The organism is Photobacterium kasasachensis (genome assembly GCF_050336885.1).
GTDB lineage: Bacteria > Pseudomonadota > Gammaproteobacteria > Enterobacterales > Vibrionaceae > Photobacterium > Photobacterium kasasachensis.
On record NZ_JAKJSH010000030.1, the window covers coordinates 25,707 to 46,717 of the forward strand.

General features: G+C 45.6%; 16 protein-coding genes and 1 pseudogene. 9 read left to right on the forward strand and 8 right to left on the reverse strand.

Features of this window, described 5'->3' with window-relative positions; translation table 11 throughout:
• Position 1: 1 nt before the first annotated feature.
• Entirely contained in the window at positions 2 to 1,429 is a 1,428-nt protein-coding gene (locus L4D19_RS27575; RefSeq protein ID WP_428455061.1) for a sigma-54 interaction domain-containing protein, read from the reverse strand.
• Between the two features lie 286 nt (positions 1,430 to 1,715).
• On the opposite strand from L4D19_RS27575, the gene ddaH reads away from it, so the two are divergent.
• Positions 1,716 to 2,480, forward strand: coding sequence for a dimethylargininase (gene ddaH / locus L4D19_RS27580; protein WP_428455062.1), 765 nt, complete (start codon positions 1,716 to 1,718; stop codon positions 2,478 to 2,480).
• 54 nt (positions 2,481 to 2,534) lie between these two features.
• On the forward strand, positions 2,535 to 3,956 hold the full coding sequence (locus L4D19_RS27585; RefSeq protein ID WP_428455063.1) for a basic amino acid/polyamine antiporter: 1,422 nt from the start codon (positions 2,535 to 2,537) through the stop codon (positions 3,954 to 3,956).
• 133 nt (positions 3,957 to 4,089) lie between these two features.
• Here L4D19_RS27585 and L4D19_RS27590 read toward each other — a convergent pair whose 3' ends face one another.
• The 5 genes and pseudogenes from L4D19_RS27590 to potA form a co-directional block, all read right to left on the reverse strand.
• Complete coding sequence (locus L4D19_RS27590) at positions 4,090 to 5,091, reverse strand: extracellular solute-binding protein (RefSeq protein WP_428455083.1); 1,002 nt, start codon at positions 5,089 to 5,091, stop codon at positions 4,090 to 4,092.
• Positions 5,092 to 5,657: 566 nt separating this feature from the next.
• Positions 5,658 to 6,688: pseudogene (locus L4D19_RS27595) on the reverse strand (extracellular solute-binding protein).
• A gap of 117 nt (positions 6,689 to 6,805) precedes the next feature.
• Entirely contained in the window at positions 6,806 to 7,576 is a 771-nt protein-coding gene (gene potC, locus L4D19_RS27600; protein ID WP_075768061.1) for a spermidine/putrescine ABC transporter permease PotC, read from the reverse strand.
• The gene (potB, locus tag L4D19_RS27605) at positions 7,576 to 8,433 is read right to left on the reverse strand and encodes a spermidine/putrescine ABC transporter permease PotB (RefSeq protein ID WP_075768060.1); all 858 of its coding nucleotides are present in this window, start codon (positions 8,431 to 8,433) and stop codon (positions 7,576 to 7,578) included. Before potB ends, potC begins: the two co-directional genes overlap by 1 nt.
• Positions 8,417 to 9,535 (reverse strand): spermidine/putrescine ABC transporter ATP-binding protein PotA, encoded by a 1,119-nt coding sequence (gene potA, locus L4D19_RS27610; protein WP_428455064.1) that lies wholly within the window; start codon positions 9,533 to 9,535, stop codon positions 8,417 to 8,419. Before potA ends, potB begins: the two co-directional genes overlap by 17 nt.
• Positions 9,536 to 9,978: 443 nt before the next feature.
• Here potA and L4D19_RS27615 point away from each other — a divergent pair, with 443 nt between their 5' ends.
• From L4D19_RS27615 to L4D19_RS27625, 3 genes are read left to right on the forward strand one after another with little or no spacing between them, the layout of a single operon-like run.
• The gene (locus tag L4D19_RS27615; RefSeq protein ID WP_428455065.1) at positions 9,979 to 10,776 is read left to right on the forward strand and encodes a hypothetical protein; all 798 of its coding nucleotides are present in this window, start codon (positions 9,979 to 9,981) and stop codon (positions 10,774 to 10,776) included.
• Complete coding sequence (locus L4D19_RS27620) at positions 10,773 to 11,579, forward strand: glucosaminidase domain-containing protein (RefSeq protein ID WP_428455066.1); 807 nt, start codon at positions 10,773 to 10,775, stop codon at positions 11,577 to 11,579. The genes L4D19_RS27615 and L4D19_RS27620 overlap by 4 nt, the downstream gene beginning before the upstream one ends.
• 3 nt (positions 11,580 to 11,582) lie before the next feature.
• Positions 11,583 to 12,245, forward strand: a complete 663-nt coding sequence (locus L4D19_RS27625; RefSeq protein WP_428455067.1) for a DUF2987 domain-containing protein — start codon at positions 11,583 to 11,585, stop codon at positions 12,243 to 12,245.
• A 210-nt stretch (positions 12,246 to 12,455) separates the two neighbouring features.
• Here L4D19_RS27625 and L4D19_RS27630 read toward each other — a convergent pair whose 3' ends face one another.
• The gene (locus L4D19_RS27630) at positions 12,456 to 13,979 is read right to left on the reverse strand and encodes a PTS transporter subunit EIIC (RefSeq protein WP_428455068.1); all 1,524 of its coding nucleotides are present in this window, start codon (positions 13,977 to 13,979) and stop codon (positions 12,456 to 12,458) included.
• Between the two features lie 286 nt (positions 13,980 to 14,265).
• On the opposite strand from L4D19_RS27630, the gene L4D19_RS27635 reads away from it, so the two are divergent.
• From L4D19_RS27635 to pepT, 4 genes are all read left to right on the forward strand, one after another.
• Positions 14,266 to 14,970, forward strand: coding sequence for a response regulator transcription factor (locus L4D19_RS27635; RefSeq protein WP_428455069.1), 705 nt, complete (start codon positions 14,266 to 14,268; stop codon positions 14,968 to 14,970).
• Positions 14,971 to 14,994: 24 nt separating this feature from the next.
• Positions 14,995 to 16,428, forward strand: a complete 1,434-nt coding sequence (locus tag L4D19_RS27640) for an ATP-binding protein (protein ID WP_428455070.1) — start codon at positions 14,995 to 14,997, stop codon at positions 16,426 to 16,428.
• Positions 16,425 to 17,669: an ABC transporter substrate-binding protein gene (locus tag L4D19_RS27645; protein WP_428455071.1), complete on the forward strand. Its 1,245-nt coding sequence runs from the start codon at positions 16,425 to 16,427 to the stop codon at positions 17,667 to 17,669. The genes L4D19_RS27640 and L4D19_RS27645 overlap by 4 nt, the downstream gene beginning before the upstream one ends.
• A gap of 216 nt (positions 17,670 to 17,885) precedes the next feature.
• Complete coding sequence (gene pepT / locus L4D19_RS27650; RefSeq protein WP_428455072.1) at positions 17,886 to 19,115, forward strand: peptidase T; 1,230 nt, start codon at positions 17,886 to 17,888, stop codon at positions 19,113 to 19,115.
• Positions 19,116 to 19,217: 102 nt separating this feature from the next.
• Here pepT and L4D19_RS27655 read toward each other — a convergent pair whose 3' ends face one another.
• Positions 19,218 to 20,993, reverse strand: a complete 1,776-nt coding sequence (locus L4D19_RS27655) for an acyl-CoA dehydrogenase family protein (RefSeq protein ID WP_428455073.1) — start codon at positions 20,991 to 20,993, stop codon at positions 19,218 to 19,220.
• Positions 20,994 to 21,011: the final 18 nt, after the last annotated feature.

The window sequence follows — 21,011 nt, forward strand, 5'->3', positions numbered from 1 at the left end:
ACTAGCTACTGATGCCATATTTTCGCAATTTACTCTGTAGGGTTGTTCGGGGGAGCTTTAGCTGCCGAGCGACTTTGCTGTTATTGCCTTGATACCGAGCTAGAGCATCAATCAGTAACTTCTTCTCATAAGCAGCAAGGTGATCGGCTAACGACTCTTCTGGCTCACGGCTGTCTATCGGTTCCCATTCATGATGAGTAGAGGTAGGAGTGATAGAAATCGACGGCTCCTGGATTGACCCCAAGTGCAATGCCGTCAGTACATCATGATTTTGTTGTGAACAAATCAGCATGCAACGGAGCACTACGTTCTCCAGCATCCGGACATTTCCTGGCCAGGAGCGAGACTCCAGCGATTGAATAAAATCCGGTGTATAGCCAGTTATAGCTGTATTGAGTAGCGGGTTATGTTTGCGGATAAAATATTCGACCAGGTGCGAAATATCATCCAGCCGCTGCTGTAGTGGCGGAAGTACCACCATACAAACACCAAGACGGTAGAAGAGGTCTGAGCGTAGCTCCTTTTTTTGTATTGCCACTTCGGGCTGCTCATTCATCGCGGTGATATAGCGGATGGTCACTGTTTTTTCTTGGCTGCCACCTAAAGGACGAAAAGCACCGTCCTGGACAACGCGCAGGAGTTTGCTTTGTACCTCTATCGGCATGGAATTGATTTCATCAAGAAAAAGTGTTCCGCCATCAGCAAGTTCAAGTAATCCCTTTTTGTTTTCGGCACCGCTAAATGCGCCTTTAACAGTGCCAAACAAGGTACTTTCGATTAAGGTTGGCGGTATAGCTCCGCAATTGATTGTTACCATCGCGGTATTATTTTGGCTGCTATTGAGGTGAATATAACGGGCTATTAACTCTTTCCCTGTACCTGTTTCGCCTGCGATCAGTACCGGTAATTGTGTTTGGGCGAACGTTCTTACATCTTTGAGAAGTCGTTTAAACTGTTTGTTCTCGGTGATAATTTGCAGACTATGTTTTGTTGGCGTCTGGCTTTCTTTCAGAGTCTCCGTCAGGTGGATAACATGATCCGTCAGCTCTCTTAAGTTGCTGATATCATGCACAACTTCAATTACGAACATGACCGTGTTGTCAGCCCCTATAACGGGAAATGTTGAGGAGGTCATGGTCATCAATTTTCCAGATGGTGCCTGATAACTTTGGGCTTTATTCCAGATGGGTATACGGCTGCGTAACACCTGGAGCATTGAGCTTGAACCTCTCGAAAGGGTAGGGAATACATCGAGCAATTTACGGTTAATAACTTTACTGGCGGCAATGCCATCAAGCTTCGAGCTGACTTCGTTGTAGGTAACAACTGTTTCTGATGCATCGATGATAATGTAGGAACTAGAAATACTGTCAAAGACTGTCATTACCTGATTAAGAAGCGAGAGTATCTCAGCAGGGTATTTGTCCATCACAGTTTATCCTCGAAACTGACGAATTATCGTCATAGTAAACCATCTAACATCCACTTTTGTAGTGAAGCAATTCACAAATAAACCAAATAAATTATATGGTTATCTTCTACTTGCCGAAATTTCATCAGCGACGAATTTTCGGCACCCTTTTCACCTTATTAAAACCTTATCAACCATTGTAACAAGCTGATTTAACGATACTTTTAATAGAATTGTCAATATGGCACGGTTCTCGCTATAGGTTGGTCTCAGGCGTTAAAGGTAAATATTAAAAGGACTGACTATGTTTAACTACATTATTGCGCGTACCCCTTGTAAGGCACTGGTTGATGGTATCTCTTCTGCTGATGATGGCAAACCCGACTACGAACTTGCTATGAAACAGCACCTGGCGTATTTAGATGCCTTGCGAAAGTGTGGGGTTGAAATCTTATTGCTGCCGCCACTCGAGCAGTATCCTGACTCTGTTTTTGTTGAGGACCCGGCACTTTGCACCAAACACTGCGGTATTGTGACCCGCCCGGGAGCTGATACGCGCCGTGGGGAAATTGATTCGATTGAACCGGCGCTTCGCCGTTTCTATGGGGACAAAATTGAACATATCACTGCTCCCGGCACCCTCGATGCCGGTGATGTGATGATGGTTGGAGACATTTTCTATATTGGTAAGTCGGCCCGAACCAACGAAGAAGGTGCCACTCAGTTGATTGCGATACTGGAAAAGTACGGCATGTCTGGACATATTGTTCCGTTGGAAAAAGTACTCCACCTCAAAACCGGGCTTGCCTATTTGGAAAACGGTAATTTGCTAGCCGCCGGTGAGTTTATTGATAAACCTGAGTTTGCCCATCTTAATATTATCGAGATCCCCGAGAACGAGAGCTATGCCGCTAACTGTATCTGGGTAAACGGTACCGTCATTATGCCAAGTGGTTATCCGACAACAGAGAATAGAATCCGTGAGCTTGGGTACAGGGTGGAAACCGTTGATACCTCTGAGTATCGCAAAGTTGACGGTGGCGTTAGCTGTATGTCGCTGCGCTTTTAATCCGTTGAAGGGGGAAGGCAGGGATGTCTCCCCCCTTACTCAGGAGATAATATTATGACAGACAAAAGCGTACGGAAGTTGGGGTTGCTGCCAATGACAGCCCTTGTAACAGGGGCGATTGTCGGAAGTGGGATCTTCAGTTTGCCGCAAAATATGGCGGAGGGAGCCGGGGCCGGAGCAATTATCATTGCCTGGGTGATCACTTTCTTCGGTATGGTTACGTTGGCAAAAATATTTCAATGGTTGTCCGTTAACCGATCCGACATTGAAGACGGAGTATACGGATATGTTCGGGAGGGCTTCGGTGACTATCTCGGGTTTAATGCCGCATGGGGGTACTGGATTTCTGTTTGGGTCGGAAACGTCGGTTACCTGGTTGTCATGTATAGTGCGTTGGGTTCATTTCATGCGTTCGAGTTCTTTGGCAATGGTAGTACGCTTCCGGCTATGGTTTGTAGTGTCATTACCTTATGGGTACTGCATTTCTTTGTTTTGCGAGGGGTTAAATCGGCAACTACGCTAAACGTCATAGTCACAGTAGCTAAAATAATTCCCATCCTGTTGTTTATCCTGCTTGTTGCACTGGCATTTAAAATCGAGACATTTAATATCGATTTCTGGGGAACACCAGAGCTAGGGACAGTAACCAGCCAGGTTAAGAATACGATGCTTTACACTGTCTGGGTGTTTCTGGGTATAGAATGCGCGACTGTATATGCTTCTCGGGCGAAAAATATGGAAGTGGTCAGTCGGGCAACCATCCTGGGATTTCTGATCACCATCACCTTGCTTGTTTGTGTTTCTCTGCTCTCGCTTGGGGTGGTGCCACAGGCGGAACTTGCTGGAATGAAAAATCCGTCAATGGCACAAGTACTTGAGTACGCTGTCGGCCCGTGGGGCGGTATGCTGATTAATATCGGCCTGATAGTTTCTGTTGGCGGGGCATTGTTGGCCTGGACCATGATTTCCAGTGAGATGCTTTTCCTTGCAGCCAAAGGGACACAAAACACTGCACCGTCGGTATTTGGTAAGCTCAATGCTAATCAGATCCCCAAAAATGCTATGTGGTTGACGAATAGCCTGATCACGGTTTTTCTGATAGTGAACTACCTCAATGATGCCGGATATAACATTTTAATCCAGTTAGCTTCGTCAATGGCGCTGATTCCATATTTGCTGTGTGCCGTTTTTGGCCTCAAGGTTGCAGTCGAAAACAAGCAACGTTCAGCCTCTTTGATGCTGATGATGTCAATTGGCTCAGGCTATGGCTTATGGTTGATTTATGCCGGCGGGCTGGACTACTTGCTTTTGTCACTGTTGCTCTATGCGTGTGGTTTACCATTCTACCTATATTCAAGGAAAGAGCGAGGGGGGGACTTTCTTAGCAAGCCGGTTGAAAAAATTCTGGCGATGATGGTTCTTGGCGGAGCGGTATTAGCGTTGGATCTCATCATGTTCAATACGCTGACGCTGTAGTATTTAATGACTTATCCAGGTTGGTACAACATGTTCTAAGTACCCTCGGCCTTAACGAAAGCTATAAAAAACCCAAGCAGTCGCTTGGGTTTTGGTCATCTAATCGGCTTTAAGCTAGTGATAGCGTTCGCTATTACTGGCCAGCTTTTAGCTTCTGGTAGTATTCTTCGTAGATGGTGTTGGCTGTACCTACGCTGTTCTGCCATTCACCTGCGTCCAATACTTCCTGAGGTGGGAAGATGTTTTTGTCATTAACAAACTCTGCTGGAAGTAGTTTCTTCGCTGAGGCAACTGGTGTTGGGTAACCGATTTCCTGAGCAACTTTTGCCGCATTCTCCGGACGTAGCAGGAAGTCGATCATCTTATGAGCAGCATCGACGTTTTTGGCACCCGCTGGAATTGACAGGCTGTCCATCCAGAAAATAGCGCCTTCTTTTGGCCATACGATTTCGATCTCAGCACCTTCCTGGCGAGCCATATATGCAGAGCCATTCCAAAGCATGCCTAGTGATGTTTCACCAGCCATGTATGGGTTAGCAGGGTAGTCTGAGTTGAATACCAATACATTTGGCATTAGCTTCTTCAGCTCTTCATAGGCTGCTTTGATTTCGTCAGGGTTCTGGGTGTTCGCAGAGTAGCCAAGCTTGCGAAGTGCGATGTGGAAGAACTCGCGAGCATCATCCATCATCATTAGCTGACCTTCCCACTTAGGATCCCAGAAATCACTCCAAGAACTGACTTCAGCCTTGTCCATCATTTCTGTGTTTACACCGATACCGGTCGCGCCCCAAATGTAAGGGATAGAATAGTCGTTGCTTGGGTCAAATGGCTTGTGCAGGTAGTTTGGATCAAGCTCATCAAAGTTTGATAGCTTGGAGCGATCAATTTTCTTCAGCATGCCTTCGTCGCGCATTTTTGAGACGTAGTATGTTGAAGGAACGACGAGATCGTAGCCTGTGCCGTGGGTTTTTAGCTTGGCGTACATGGTTTCGTTCGACTCGTAAGTCGAATAAATCACCTTAATGCCCGTTTCTTTCGTGAACTGTTCCAATACTTCACTTGGAATGTATTCAGACCAGTTGTAGAAATACAGTTCTTCATCTGCAGCTGCTGCAACATTCGAAAACATTGCCATTGCGCAGACACCACCGGCCACTAAGGAAGACCATTTTTTCATTTTATTGTGCTCCTAACTATCAGGATGTGTTGAGAGTTATCTCCAGCGAATGTACTAAACAATAAATGCCAATAAGCAAATAAATGCGCATGGCTGCTCGGTACTAACCGCTTCTCCTACATGCAAAAGAAATCCAATGACTCCAGAGAGCCATTTTCTTTTATTTAATATACCCAAACTACTTCAAGGTGCTTGTTCAGCGAGAATTACTTGGTTACTAGGCTAGGCACCGATTTGAAAATCTAGTGGTCCTAAATTAATAGTCGGTAACAACGCATAGTCACCAAGTAAACTCGCCCTTTGGGAGTGAACCAGCGTGCCCATTTCTGCGTCAAATCACATTGAAATGGATGGCCATTCCTGCTGTGATTTTCCTTGAACTAGACTCGCTGGTTTCACTCTGAATCCTGCACCTTGCGGTAGCTTGGGTATATGACTATAAACAGACGATTTAAAAGGAGATTATAGCAGATAGGTTTATGATTAAGGCAACCAAATATTATCTGGTTGCCTTAGATGCAGAATTACTGAGCGGCTTTTAGTTCCAGGAAGTAATTTTCATAGCGAATATTCATTTCGCCAACGGCGTCCTGCCATTCACCACGATCCAGATCTTCCTGAGGTGGGAAGAGCGTCGGGTTATCCTTGTACTTATCGTTAGAGGCTTTTACCGCGGTTAAATAACCGGTTTCTTCCGAAATCTTGGCCGCGATATCCGGGCGGAGCAGGAAGTCGATCATTTTATGGGCGGCATCAACGTTTTCAGCGTTCTTGGCAATAGCCAGGCTATCGACCCAGAAAATACCGCCTTCTTTAGGCCAGACAAGCTCAATTGGTAGGCCTTCTTTTTGCGCTGCGGCTGCCGAGCCGTTCCAGAGCATACCTAAGCCGACTTCACCGGCAAGGTAGGGTGCTGCCGGGTTATCGGAGTTGAATACCAATACATTCGGCATCAGTTTCTTCAGCTCTTCATAAGCCTCGTCGATTTGCTTTGGATCCGTCGTATTACCAGAGTAACCCAACTTTCGAAGGGCAATATGGAACACTTCACGGGTATCATCCATTAGCATCAATTGGCCTTCGAGTTCAGGATTCCACAGATCTGCCCAGCTATCGAAGTCGGCCGGATCGTACATATCTGTATTTACGGCCAGTCCGGTCATCGCGATTACATGGGGGATGGAGTAGTCGTTGTTTGGATCAAAAGGCTTATCCAGATAATTCTTATCAAGCTCATGGAAGTTAGTTAGCTTTGATTTGTCGATTGTCTGTAACATGCCTTCATCGCGCATTTTGGCAACGAAGTAAGTGGATGGCACAACCAGATCGTAACCTTTCGGGTGTGCTTTCAACTTGGCGTACATAGTCTCGTTCGACTCGTAAGTCGAATAAATCACTTTAATACCAGTCTCTTTAGTAAACTGTTCCCTTAGCTCTGTAGAGATATAAGGGCCCCAGTTCATAAAACTAATTCTTTATCAGCAGCATTCGAAAAGGTTGAGAACATCGCTGCTGCACAAGCAGTACCGGTCAGAAAAGCGGACCATTTTTTCATTTGTTTATCATCTCCAAAACCCCAGCAGGGTATTGATAAAAAACAAGTGATTAATCGGCTGACTAATCACTTGCAGTATCTGGCACAAGGCCAATTAAAAAACTGAGTTAGATTACTTTATTTAATCTTCTCTCTGGCTAGCAACTGCGAGCAAATTACCAGAACCAGAGACACAATAAGCATTATCGTGGCTAGTGCATTCACTTCTGGTGAAATTCCCACTTTTACCATTGAGTAAATCTTCAATGGCAAGATCTCGTAGGATGGCCCGGTCACGAATGAGCTAACAATTACATCATCCAGAGACAGGGTGAAGCTTAGCAGCCAGCCAGCAGCAACAGCAGGTTTCGCTAGCGGCAGAATAATCTGTTTCAGGATCACCCACTCGCTGGCGCCAAGATCGCGCGCTGCTTCAAGCATCTTCACATCAAATCCTTTCAGACGGCTGTAGACCGTGACTACCACGAAAGGCAGACAGAAGGTGATGTGAGAGAGCAGCAGCGTCAGAAAGCCCAGCTCGGCACCTACCAGAATAAACAGTGCCAATAACGATATAGCCATAACAATGTCTGGCGACATCATGACGACAAACAGCATGCCGTTGACGAAATGTTTGCCGCGAAACTGATAGCGGAACAGGGCAACGGCCGTCAGGCTCCCGATAATGGCTGCGGCTGTCGCTGAAAACACTGCGATATTCAGTGAGTGCCAAGCTGCCTGCATCAGGCTGTCATTGTTGACCAGATGCTCATACCATTTGGTCGTAAAGCCACCCCATTTCATACCAAACTTGCTGGCATTAAAGGAGTTCACAATCAGAATAATAATCGGTGTATACAGGAAGGCATACACCACAGCCATCAGACTGAATTTAAATACGCGTCCCATTATTCCAGTTCCACTTTACGGTTAAGCAACTTGCCTGCACGGTAGTAGGCATACAACATGACAGCCATCGCCATGGTCAGGGCGATACTTGTTGCTGCACCAAACGGCCAGTCACGGGCATTGAGAACCTGGCTTTTGATGACATTACCAATCAATAGGTTCTTCGCTCCGCCAAGCAGGTCAGAGACATAGAACATACCCAGTGCCGGCAATAATACCAGCAGACATCCTGCGATAATGCCCGGCATTGTCAGCGGGATGATCACTTTGGTAAATGTCTGCAACTTATTGGCACCCAGGTCGCGAGCTGCCTCGATATAGTTATGATCCAGCTTTTCGATGGCCGAATAGAGCGGCAGGACCATAAACGGCAGCAGAATATAGACCAGGCCAACCATCACTGCATACTCGGTGTACATAATACGGATCGGCTTGTCGATAATGTCGAGATAGAGCAGGGCATTGTTGAATACACCGCGTGTTCCCAGCATGATTTTCAGGCCATAAGTGCGGATCAGTGAGTTGGTCCAAAAAGGAACAATCACCAGAAACAGCATAAATGGCCGCCACTTGACCGGCATCTTGGCAATCGCATACGCAAATGGGTAACCGATGACCAGGCAAAGCAGGGTCGCCACTAGCGCCATATAAAACGAATGCAGCATGACTTTGGCGTATAGCGGATCGAATAACCGAATATAGTTATCGAGCGTAAACGTCATTTCTATCAGGTTTGCATCATCACGGGTCAGAAAACTGGTTCCGATGATCATCAGGTTGGGAATAAAGACAAACAGCAATAACCAACTGACAATAACAGTAATGATGATGTTCTGAAGATTAAGCTTCTTGTTCATCTGCAAGTACCACTTCCCAACTTTCCACCCAGGTAATCGCCACTTTTTGGTCAAGCGAGTGATCAACATCAGGATCATCTTCATTGAAGAACTCGCTAACCATGACAGAGGTGCCAGATTCCAGCTCAACAACGGAATCAAGAGTCATCCCCTTGTAGGTACGCTCACGTACGTAGCCGACGATGCCATTCGCTGTTTCGTCATTATTGATTTCTTCCAGGCGAATATCTTCCGGGCGCAGCAGGACTTTGACCTTGTCACCATTCTCAACGGGCAGTTTGCAGTGCAGTAGCGACGAGCGGCCTTCTACATTTGCCAGAATACGGTTTTCGTCAAGACGCTCTTTAACCGTCGCATCAAAGACATTGATCTCGCCAATGAAGCGCGCAACAAACAGGTTCTTTGGCTCTTCGTAGATTTCACGCGGCGAACCATCTTGTTCGATGTTGCCGTCACGCATAACAATGATGCGATCTGACATCGACAGGGCTTCTTCCTGATCGTGGGTAACGAAGATAAACGTGATCCCCAGTTTACGCTGTAGCTGTTTCAGCTCGATCTGCATCTGCTTACGTAGTTTGTAATCAAGCGCAGACAAAGATTCATCAAGCAGCAGTACTTTTGGCTTGTTAACAACGGCGCGGGCAATCGCTACACGCTGTTGCTGTCCACCAGATAGCTGATGGGGTTTACGAGAGGCAAAACTCTCAAGCTGCACCATACATAGCGCTTCAGTAACACGAGGCTCAATTTCGCTCTCAGCAACTTTTTGCATGCGCAATCCAAACGCTACATTTTCAAATACTGTCATATGCGGAAATAGCGCATAGCTTTGGAAAACAGTATTAACGTGGCGGTTTTCCGCTGGGATCTCGGTGACGTCTTGATTGTCAATCATCACCTGACCGGCATCAGCATTTTCAAAACCTGCAATGAGGCGTAAAACGGTCGTTTTACCGCAGCCTGACGGACCAAGGATAGTCAGGAACTCACCATCATTAACGTTTAGATCAAGACCAGTGATGATTTGCTTGCCATCGAAGCCTTTACTCAGCCCTATTAGCTGAATCACTGGTTTTTTAGTTGTTTGTGCAGCGTTCAATTCTACGTTATCTCCACCCAGGGGGGTCACTGTGTCACCCCAACAGAAAGGCTAATTTTAGGAGGCGCATAATAGACCTCTAACTTAGTAATTCAAAGCGTTTTTTCATGGTTTTTTTAGCTAATTTTCAACCGCAGAAAATAATAGGCATATTGATTAAAATGAACTCGGTGATGCACGCTATTTTTAGCAATAAAATCAAAGGCAAACCTACTATCACAGTGAAGCATCGCAGCTATTAAGCATAGATTAAAAATGCGAACAAACAGACTTGGGTGCCAATTATGCTTTAACCGAGAATAAGAGGTGATTTCTTTGAAGGAGGGGTTATAGATTGCTTTGTTAATACCTATTTAACAATTTAGTGCTAGTTCGATTTTTATATAGAGGCCGGCTAGCGTACAATCACGTCACTATGATTACTGATTAGTTGATAAAACAGAATGAACAACAAAACTTTCCATGTCGGTGGCTCGATCGATAAAGCCATGAAGGGTGACTCTGAACTTCAGGCTTTTGCAATACTTCAGGAAGCCTGGAAGGTAACGGCCAAGAATTTTCTCTCGTTTCTCCCTGCAATTATCGGTTTGTTTTTGGCCCAGGTTGCACTGTTGATGCTTGGCCTGCAGGTACAGCTTGGTGATGCCTCACTTTTCTTTGAGGCGATTGTGACAGGCGGTGAGATTTCCTCGGAAATTGTTCAGGCGGGCTACATGGCGAACTTTTGGTCAGATGTACTGAGTGCCCCGCTATATGTAGGTGTTAGCCTGATGGCGCTGAACCACGCTGTCGGCTTGCCAACCAAACCTAGCCACCTGGTTAAAGGCTTCCCGTTCACCCTGGTCTCTGTTGTGACCATGCTGTTGACTTCGTCGCTGCAGGGGGTTGGTAATGCTATTTTCCCGCTAATCGGCTTGTTCCTTTCTATGGGCTTTAGTATGGCGATCATACTGGTGTGTGAGAAGCGCGTTACCCCATTGAAAGCGATTCAGTACTCGTTGGTGGCTACGGTGAGAAAACTTATGCCGCTAACCGCTATTTATCTGGTCGTGCTGATCATGTTCTTCATTTCTTTTGCAACAGCTGGCGTTGGCCTTATCTGGACCATACCGTTTTTCTTCAATGTTAAGGGGATTGTCTACCGTAACTTGTTTGGAATTACGCTGCAGGTAACATCAATGAAAAAGGGCAGTGACGACGACAACTCGACAACAGATGACTCTAAGGTCTTTAACGCGTGATAAAAACAACAAAAAAACTTGCGCTATTGGCGCTGATCACAGGCCTGGCCGGCTGTGGCGAAACTCTTCCGGAGAACCCGTTAACAGAAGCTGTCGACGACACGAAAATTAAAGCGTCATACACATCTAAACCTGATTTTCGAGCTTTTAAGGATGTAAACCAGAAGAAAGCGGCTTTCTTTGATTTTCTGCGACCTGCTGTTGAGCATGAGAACAAGCGGGTTGAAAGAGAGCGACAGTTTTTGTTGAGCATTCAGGCCAAGCTTGACTCGGGTGACAAGCTCGATAGCGAAGAGTACGACTACGCGGCCAAGCTCGGCAAAATGTATCAGGTTGCGCTAGAGGGAGACAGTGCGGCTAAAACTATCGCCAAGTCATGGCTCAAAGAAATGTTGAATCGTGTCGATGTGCTACCTGAAGAGCTGGTATTAAGCCAGGCTGCCAATGAATCGGGGTGGGGTACATCACGCTTTGCTGTTGAAGGTAATAACTATTTTGGTCAATGGTGTTATCGTGCGGGTTGCGGTTTAGTACCGGCTTCACGTACAAATGGCGCAACCCATGAAGTGGCGGTGTTTGATTCGGCGTATCTGTCTGTACAGGCATACTTTATGAACGTGAACCGAAATCGTGCCTACGCTGATTTGCGCGATATTCGAGCGGCTCAGCGTCGTACCGGCCAGATGATTGAAGGCACCAAACTGGCTGAAGGACTAAGCCGTTATTCAGAACGTGGTCAGGCGTATGTAGATGAAATACAGTCGATGATCAGACATAACAATAAATACTGGCGCCAAGGATAAAGGATGAAGTTAACCCATTGGCTTTTAGCTGGCATGTTTGCCACAGCGTCTGTCTATGCTCAGGACGCTTCTGCCCAAAATATAGAAATGCGTTATAGCTCGCTCTACGGCAAGCTGAAACAGAATGTCAAAGAAGGCCATGAGGATGTGCGTATTGCCTTTTTCTTGTTAAATCAGGAAGACGGTAATGTTTGTACTGTTCATAAGGGCTCGATGCGCAAAGAAAAACACTACGAGGAGTTGGTGATCCCCGAGAACAATGAACTGGTTGTTCCCATCGACTCTAACCTGCGTCAGGCTAACCCGGATGTGACGTTTGTGATTGATGATGGCATTACTTGCGACCTTTCCATGCAGGTTATTGCCAACAAAGACTATGGACAAAGTATTAACCAGGCGGAAATTGCTGCCTTGGCCCCACAGATGGATAAACTGTTATCTGACCTGGGCGGGATGTTCTCAAGTTGGTTTATGCCAGAAGTCGGTGGCGTTGTGGTTCATTTCGCAGACGATGTCAGTGAGCCTATTCGCCTTTCTGGCGGCAAGACAATTTCGGTGAAGGATAGCAAGGTGGTTATTAAGCTTGCTGAGCTTACCGAAGGCGAGGAAGTTAAGCTTCCTCAGCGCGCCGTGAAGGTAACGCCTTGGATTCCTCAAGGTAGTTAATTCGCAAGAGAGTTAGCCTACAAGGCAGTTAATCTTCCCACCACCGATGAATGAAATGAAAATCAGGCTAACGTATGTAGCCTGATTTTTTATTCATTGTCCCTACGATTGGCAACTAAGAGTCCCTGAATAAATAAAGCACATGAAAGTATCTGGATACTTAACATGTGCTTTGGATTTTAGAGTGGGAGAGTATTAACTATTACAGTGCTACGCCTGATTGATTTGGTCAGCAATAAATTGTGCTTTTGCCCCGAAGATAACCTGAATACCGTTCGAGCCTACATTCACCACGCCCATGGCACCGATATCTTCAAGTCCTTTTACATTGACCAGTGATGTGTCTACCACTTCCAGACGAAGACGAGTGATACATGATGTCACTGATGTCAGGTTGTCTTTGCCGCCTACGAAATCCAGGGTGAGCTTAGTTAGCTGCTCATCCGTTAGCGTGATCTCTTCTTTTACATCATCGGTACGTCCTGGTGTTTGTACATCAAACTTACGAATGACAAAGCGGAAGACAAAGTAATATAGCGCAGCCATTGGCACACCGACGATCACGGCTGCGAAATAGTTGGTTTCGAAGCCGCTAAATGAAGGCATGATGCCCAGCGTGACATAGTCAATGAAACCGGCTGAGAATGTCTTTGCAAGGTGCGCATCAAGCAGGTACATGAAGGTGTATGCAAAGCCAGTACAGATAGCATTAAACAGATAAAGCAGAGGCGAGACAAAGATAAACGTAAACTCGACAGGTTCGGTAATACCGGTTAAGAAACAGGTTAGCGCGGCCGAGAACAAGATACCGGCGGCATACTTTCTGTTTTTTGTCTTCGCTTCGTGGTACATCGCCAGACAAGCTGCCGGCAGGGCAAATAGCATCAACGGGAATTCACCCTGCATAAATTTACCAGCACCTTGATAGGTGTCGGAGTTAAAGTCTTTGACTCCCTCGGCCAGCATCTTAAACCAAATAGTCTGGTCACCATTAATTACCGCACCAGCTTCGGTGGTGTGCTCGCCAAACGAGAACCAGAAAGATGGGTACCAGATATGGTGTAAGCCTGTTGGGATCAGTGCTCTTTCAGTGAAGCCAAAAACGAAGGTAGAGAGGGCCTGGTTATCACCGTTGACAACATTGGACAGGGCAATGATCCCTGCCTGTACGTACATCCAGAAACTAGGCAGAATCAAACCAAGTACGAAGGCACTGAGTGCGGTCGCAATGGGAACAAAGCGTTTACCGGCGAAGAAGCCTAAAAAAGGCGGGAGCTGGATATCATGAAACCGGTTATACATGCTAGAGGCTAAGATCCCGCATATGATGCCGCCGAAGACGTTCATCTGTAAGGTGGGAATTCCTAACACCATGGCATAGGCACCTTCGCTTGTCATTTCTGGCGTAATACCCAAGTTAGTACTGATAGTTACATTCATAACCAACATTGCGACAAGGGCAGCCAATGCGGCAATGCCAGATTCTTTCGCTAATCCCACGGCGGCACCGACTGCAAATAACACAGGTAGATTGTCGAACAGAATGCCACCTGCATTAAGCATCAGTGGGATATCAAGTTTTTCACCAAAAGCGAGTAACAAACCTGCTGCAGGTAAGATAGAGATGGGAAGCATTAATGCCTTCCCGATGGTTGATAGTTTCGAAGCTGCTTGCTTCAACGCTGATAATATCGAGATGCCTTTGTCAGGCGTCAACGTAGCCTCGGTTGTCATATGGCTTTCCTTATGTTTGACGGTGATATTTATATAAAACACTCACCTCACATAAGTTACAGGATTCTACTTTTACTGAAGTTTTAAAATGTTATCCCTTTGTAAGGGATGACTTACAATTACTGTTATCTGCTGTTTGCTATTGTTACATTGATATTTGTAAGTGTTCTCTTACAAATATCAATGAGTAAAAATAGAATTGAAAGGAGGCTCGGTGTTACTATAACTAAAATATAAGATGATAAGTTTATTAAGAACATTTCAACGACAGGTAGAGAGTTTTTTCATGGAAAGAAAAACAATATTAGTGGTTGATGACAGTGAAGAAATTCGTGATGCGCTCAGTGAATATCTTGGGCGTTCAGGATTTAATGTATTGACAGCTGCTGATGGCGATGAAATGTGGTTGCATTTAAATAAGGAGGAGCCGAACTTAATTGTCTTGGATATCATGTTACCCGGAGATGATGGCCTAACACTTTGCAGCAAAATAAGACTCAAATCACATGTTCCTATTATTATGCTCACGGCTGTCTGCGATGAGGCTGACAGAGTGGCCGGGCTTGAGATTGGTGCTGATGACTACATAACAAAAACCTTTAGCCCCAGAGAGTTGTTGGCTCGGGTTAAGGCACTGCTTCGCAGAAGCCAATTTAGCACTCACACCCCGTTCAACCGCAAGATCTGCTTTCTTGACTGGACGTTTGACACTGTAAAACGGCAGTTGGTGCATACCGGCGGTGAAGTAGTTCAGTTATCTGGTGCGGACTTCTCTTTGTTATCCCTATTGTTGCAGCATCCGAACAAAGTCTTTAGCCGTGATGAAATCGCACAATGCGTATGGGGACGAGATGTTGATCCGCTTGAAAGGGGAATTGATGTTCAGATGAGCCGATTGAGAAAGCACCTCCATGATGATGATCGAACCATTATTATTACCGTCAGAAATAAAGGGTACATGCTCGCAGTTGATTCATTATCTGAAGCATAAATACCAGCCAGTGGAGGGTATAGAGTGAGATTTGGTTTTTTCAAATCGATTACGTTTCGTGTCGGTATTACTTTATTATTGGCAATTGTCATTGCGGAACTTCTGGCAGGGATTATTTGGTATCAAACAAATGCAGCGACAAAAGAAGAAAATGCAAAGCATACAATGAAGAATATATCTAATGCCGCAGCCGATACATACAATTACTTTCAATCACTGCCTCTTAATTACCGCCACTTAATTCTAAATCAACTAAGAGATGTTGGTGGCACACGTTTTTTTATTTCCATCAATAACAAAAAAATAGAAATGGATGCGATCCCTGATTTGACTTTTACGCAGTGGTTGCCTGAATTTACCGCCAACGTTTTGTTTGACAGGCTTGCGTCAGCCAACAGTGTCCACGTGACGATAACTCAAAGAGATGATATACGGGTTTTTAATTCAGGTATTAAACTGGCAGAACTTCCAGAAATCTGGACGAAATATAGTTTGGTTCTTGGTGAATTGGATTTACCTATCGTTGTCATGCAAATAGAGATGTCCGAACATGAATGGTTTTATATTGCCTCTGTGCTGCCGGTACCTCATTCCTCGCTGACAACTCAGTTTATTGATAAACGCCAGCTACTAATTCTTGCTATTACCTCTATTGTGCTCATGTTGTGCACCGCCTGGATACTGCAAAGGGAGATCCGGCCGATCAAGTCATTGGCAAAGGCGGCAACATTGATGGGCGCCCAGTTCACAACAACAGAAATTAAGGAAGAAGGGAGTAGGGAAACCCGCAGCGCAATTCATGCCTTTAATAAAATGAACCGCAGGGTAAGAGCTTATATCCGAGATCGTGAGATGTTGTTTAGCTCTATCTCTCACGATCTGAAAACCCCTTTGGCCTGCCTGAAACTTCGCACCGAAATGCTGGATGATGACAAGGCCAGACAACGGTTTGAGAAGTTGCTCAATGAGGTCGATCTGATGTTGAAGGCGGCCCTTCAGTGCATTAGGGATACGGATATTCATGAAGAGCCTGAGTGGATTGATATTCAACAGTTACTCAACAATTGTGCCGATTATTATAACCGCAATAACCAGTGCGTTGAGTTGAACGATATACCGAAGGTGCACTATCTGGGTAAGCCAATTGCTGTGAAGCGCTGTATTTATAACCTTGTCGATAACGCCGTGCTTTATGGTCACAAAGTTGACATCCGCCTTGATGAGACTCCCGGTTTTCTTCAATTGACTATTCGTGACTATGGGCCGGGTATAGATAACAAACTGCTGGAAAAAGTCTTTGAGCCTTATTACAGGGCAGAGCGTGACGATGGCAATGGGTCCGGTTTAGGGCTGACAATTTCGAGAAGCATTGCCCGATCACACGGCGGCGATCTTAAGCTTGCCAATCATGACGGACAAGGGCTTGAGGTCCAGTTATCCTTTGCGAGAGATGTATGAAATTAATTGCTATAGCTATATTTATTGGATGTGTTTTCTCTGTGCAGGCAAGGGAAGACGTTCATTTTCTTCATTGGTGGACATCGCAAGGTGAGGCTAAATCGGCAGAAGTGGTGAAACACGCCTTGCAAGAGGCTGGTTTTGAGGTGGTGAATGTCCCTGTTCAGGGGGGCGGTGGTCATACTGCCAAATCAATTCTGCAAGCTCGCGCCATTGCGGGCAATCCGCCAGATATGGCTCTGCTTGAAGGGCCGGCTATTAAATCGTGGGCAGCATTGGGTTTTTTGCATTCACTGGACACGGTTGCCAACAGTAATCACTGGGATCAGAATCTGCTTCCCTTGGCGCGTGATATACACCAGTTCAAGGGAGAGTATGTTGCCGTTCCTATTACCATTCATAGACTTAATTGGGTATGGGTAAACCATGAGGTTCTAAATCGCCATCAGTTAACCATGCCAACAAGCTGGGATGAGATGATTGATGTTTTCTACCAGCTTAAACAACGCGGGGTTGCCCCGTTGGCGTTGGGCAATGAACCTTGGCAAGTCGTTCAGTTATTCGAAAACATTGCCTTCGGGCTGGGCGGGCCTGATTATTACCGTCGGGCATTTATCGAACTGGAACCCGATGTGCTTGATAGCTCTCTTACGCTTGAAGCTCTGAATAAATTTAGGCAAATCAGTGCGATTGTGTTGCCTGACTTAACAAATCAGCGCTGGGAGGAGGCCACTCAGGAGCTATTGTCCGGAAGGCGTGTATTTCAAATTACCGGAGATTGGGTGGCGGGCGAGCTGATGGCCATAGAAGGTAAATTTCCCGACTCGATCTCTTGCTATCCCACACCGTCTAAGCAACCCGGCTTTATCTACAATATGGACAGCTTTGCACTGTTTAAGAATCCTTTGCTTGATGAACAGCAAGCAAACCAGATAGCAGCGATTGTTTCAGAACCAGACTTTCTTAGTCAGTTTAACTTGGCCAAAGGGGCGATACCGGCCCGTATGGACGTGTCATTGTCAGGCTTTAATGCCTGCTCTTTGCAATCAAGGAGAGATTTTCACACTGCTGAGCAGTTAGGTACGCTGGTTCCGAGTATCATTGATTCAATGGCCGTTAGCCCAATTATTGAGAAGGCGGCAACTAACGAATTGTTCCGCTTTTTCAATGACCCATCGATGAGAGCGGAAAATGTCATATTACACATGAAAAGCATGGGTAGTAGTGATATTAACCTATAGTCATATTGATATAGACACGATTTCAATGGCTATAAAGTAGTTTAAGTCTCAAATATTGGAATAAATTTATACATTTCACTGAAAAACTGATTCATCGCAATTCATTTTGCTGTCGAGTCCCTGATACTTGCCCAGTATTTTCTGAGGCAAGCAGTATATGAATAGCGCCTCATTAAGAATCAGCACTTCTAACTTACCAATACGAATGAGTGAGACATGGATAAATTAATTGAGAGATTTCTGCGTTACGTGAGCTTTGAGACTCAATCTAACTCATCAGTCGACCACTGTCCGAGTACTGAAGGGCAGCGAGTGCTAGCAGAACAGATTAAAAAAGAACTTATTGAACTCGAGCTGTCCGATGTGGCGTTGGACGAACATGGCTACCTGACCGCTCGTTTGCCTGCAAACGTTGAACATGACGTGCCGGCCATTGGCTTTATTGCGCACATGGACACTGCACCGGATGCATCCGGTAAAGATGTTAAACCGCAAATCGTCGAAAACTATCAGGGCGGTGACATTGCCTTGGGTATTGGCGATGAGGTGCTATCTCCAATTCAGTATCCGGATCTGAACAAGTTACACGGTCACAATATTATTACCACTGACGGTACAACGTTATTGGGTGCTGATAACAAGGCCGGTATCGCTGAAATCATTACCGCCGTTGCTTACCTGAAAGCACACCCAGAAATCAAACACGGTGAAATCTGCATTGGCTTCACACCTGATGAAGAGATTGGTCGCGGTGCAGACCTGTTCAATGTCGAGAAGTTTGGCGCTAAATGGGCGTACACTATTGATGGTGGTCCGGTTGGCGAGCTTGAGTTTGAGAACTTCAACGCATCATCTGCTGATGTCATTTGCCATGGTGTCAACGTACACCCGGGCACAGCGAAAAATAAGATGATCAATGCCATGAACATCGCCGCTCAGTTCCAGCTCATGATGCCTACCGAAGAAACACCTGAGTGCACTGAAGGCTACGAGGGCTTCTATCACTTGGTTGCTATGGAAGGTGGTGTTGCTAAAACAGAGCTGAACTACATTCTTCGTGATTTTGATGGTGAAGGTCTTGAGCGCCGTAAGGTCTTCATGCAGGAGAAAGTCGACGAGCTAAACAGCAAGCTGAAGAAAGGTCGTGTTGAGCTGAAGATCACTGACAGCTACCGCAACATGCGTGAAATGGTTGAGCCTCATCCGCACGTCATCGAGCTTGCCAAAGATGCGATGATCGAGTGTGATGTACAGCCATTGATCAAGCCAATCCGTGGCGGTACAGACGGTGCACGTTTGTCATTCATGGATCTGCCATGTCCAAATATCTTTACTGGCGGTTATAACTTCCACGGCATTCACGAGTTTATTACTGTTGAAGGTATGGAGCAGGCAGTAAAAGTGATTGTTAAAGTGGCTGAGAAGACTGCAGCTCGCTATCAATAACTTGTACTAGCTCAGACTAGGCGAGTAGGGTAACTGACAAGAGCCTGCCATATATCGGCAGGCTCTTTTTTGTCAGCGTTTCCGCACTTCTTTATTCCTGTGTTATGGGTTCATCTCATATTGATCTTTGGTGACATTCACATAGTTGTTCCACATTCGCTGGTAACGATCATTGTCCACATATGGACGTTTTATCATTCGCTCACAAATCTTTTGTTGGAGCAGAGTTGCACTCGACTTGGCACTCAACTGTAGAGCAAATTTGGAAAAATCCCGGATCATGACATCAAAGATTTGCTCAATAATGTCATCATCAAGGTTGGTCAGTTTGGCTTCTTCCAGGATGAGTTGTCCGTAGACCACCAATGTAAATAATTCGCCGAGATTTAACAGGAAGTCGAAATCTTTTGTCTGCTCTTTATTCGGCTTGCCCAGCAGTAGCAGGATCTTCAACAGGCGAATTTGCTTTTTAAATATCTTCACATTGGGGGAATCAAATTCACCATACACTTCTCGATAATCATGAAAACGTGTTTTGCCAAGCCCCTTGGTGGCACCCTGATTAAATAAAAAGTCGTCATTGGTTGCCTGTCTCATCTTAGGCGCGTCTGAGAACTTTCCAGGCTTGAAGAAATAGTTACCCATAAACTTCAAAATTAAGGCCATATTGACATGCACGGTACCTTCAAGTTTCGGTAGGGCGCGAATGTCCCTTACCGCCATCTCGAAGTACATGTTCTTTTCAAAGCCTTTCGCGGCAATAACATCCCACAGCAAGTTCATCACTTCCTCACCCTGGGTGGTGACTTTCATTTTTACCATAGGTGTAAACAGGAGGTAGCGACGGTCCTCAGGGCTAGCAATTCGCATATAATCAATTGCGCGCTGGGCAAACATCTTCATCGCGGTAAGGCGGGCATAGGCCTCGGTGAACAGCAACTTGATATGGACAAAGTCAGTGACATAGTGATCAAAAAGACGTCGGTGCGAGGCATGGTTGATAGCTTCATAGAAGGAGTGGGTACAGATGCCGATTGACGCCCAGCCAAGATTGAATTTGCCGATGTTGACTGTATTTAATGCCATATCCCAAGCATCACGACCTTTGGCCAGTATGTCTTCTTCCCGGATGGGGTAATCATTTAGGCGGTATTCGGCGACATAGTTTTGCGAGTTAACAACATTTTGAACGAGCTGGTAATTATCGTGTTGCGAGTCCACGACGAAAAAGACGTACTCGTCGGTATCCGCGAGCTTGCCAAAGGTTGAGACCAGAGCAGCCTTGTTACCGTTACCAATGTAGTATTTGCCGCCGTTTGCTCGGTAGCTACCATCTTCTTGCGGTGTTAAAACCATATCACTGGCGTAGATATCGGCACCATGTTCCTTTTCCGATAATCCAAAAGCAAATATGCCACCATCCTGTAACAGCTGAACCGCTTTCTTTTTTACGTGCTCGTTCTCACTGATCCAGATTGGCCCTAGTCCCAGGATACTGACTTGCCAAGTATACCAGTGCGCCAATCCATAAAAGCCTAGTATTTCATTGAGTGTGCAGTTGCGAAATGTATCCCACCGGGTGTTTTCATCACCAAAGGGACTGGGAGTCAGGAGAGTTGCAAATAGCTGCTCTTTTTTCACAAACGCTAGAAAATCTGCGTACCAAAGACGTTCATGATCATCTTCTTTTAGTTTTGCTTTTCCTCGTTGTTCAAAAAAGTCGATGGTTTTCTTTAACAGTGTTTGTGAGTATTCATCGAGGTATTCGTAATTTTCAGTTTTGGGGTTGAGTAACACGCTCTGTGTGTTAGTCGATGAACGGTGTTTCGTTGGTTGCTTTTTTATAAAGAAGTTTTTGGGTAGATCTAGCATTTTCATTGTAGCTCTCCAAATTGC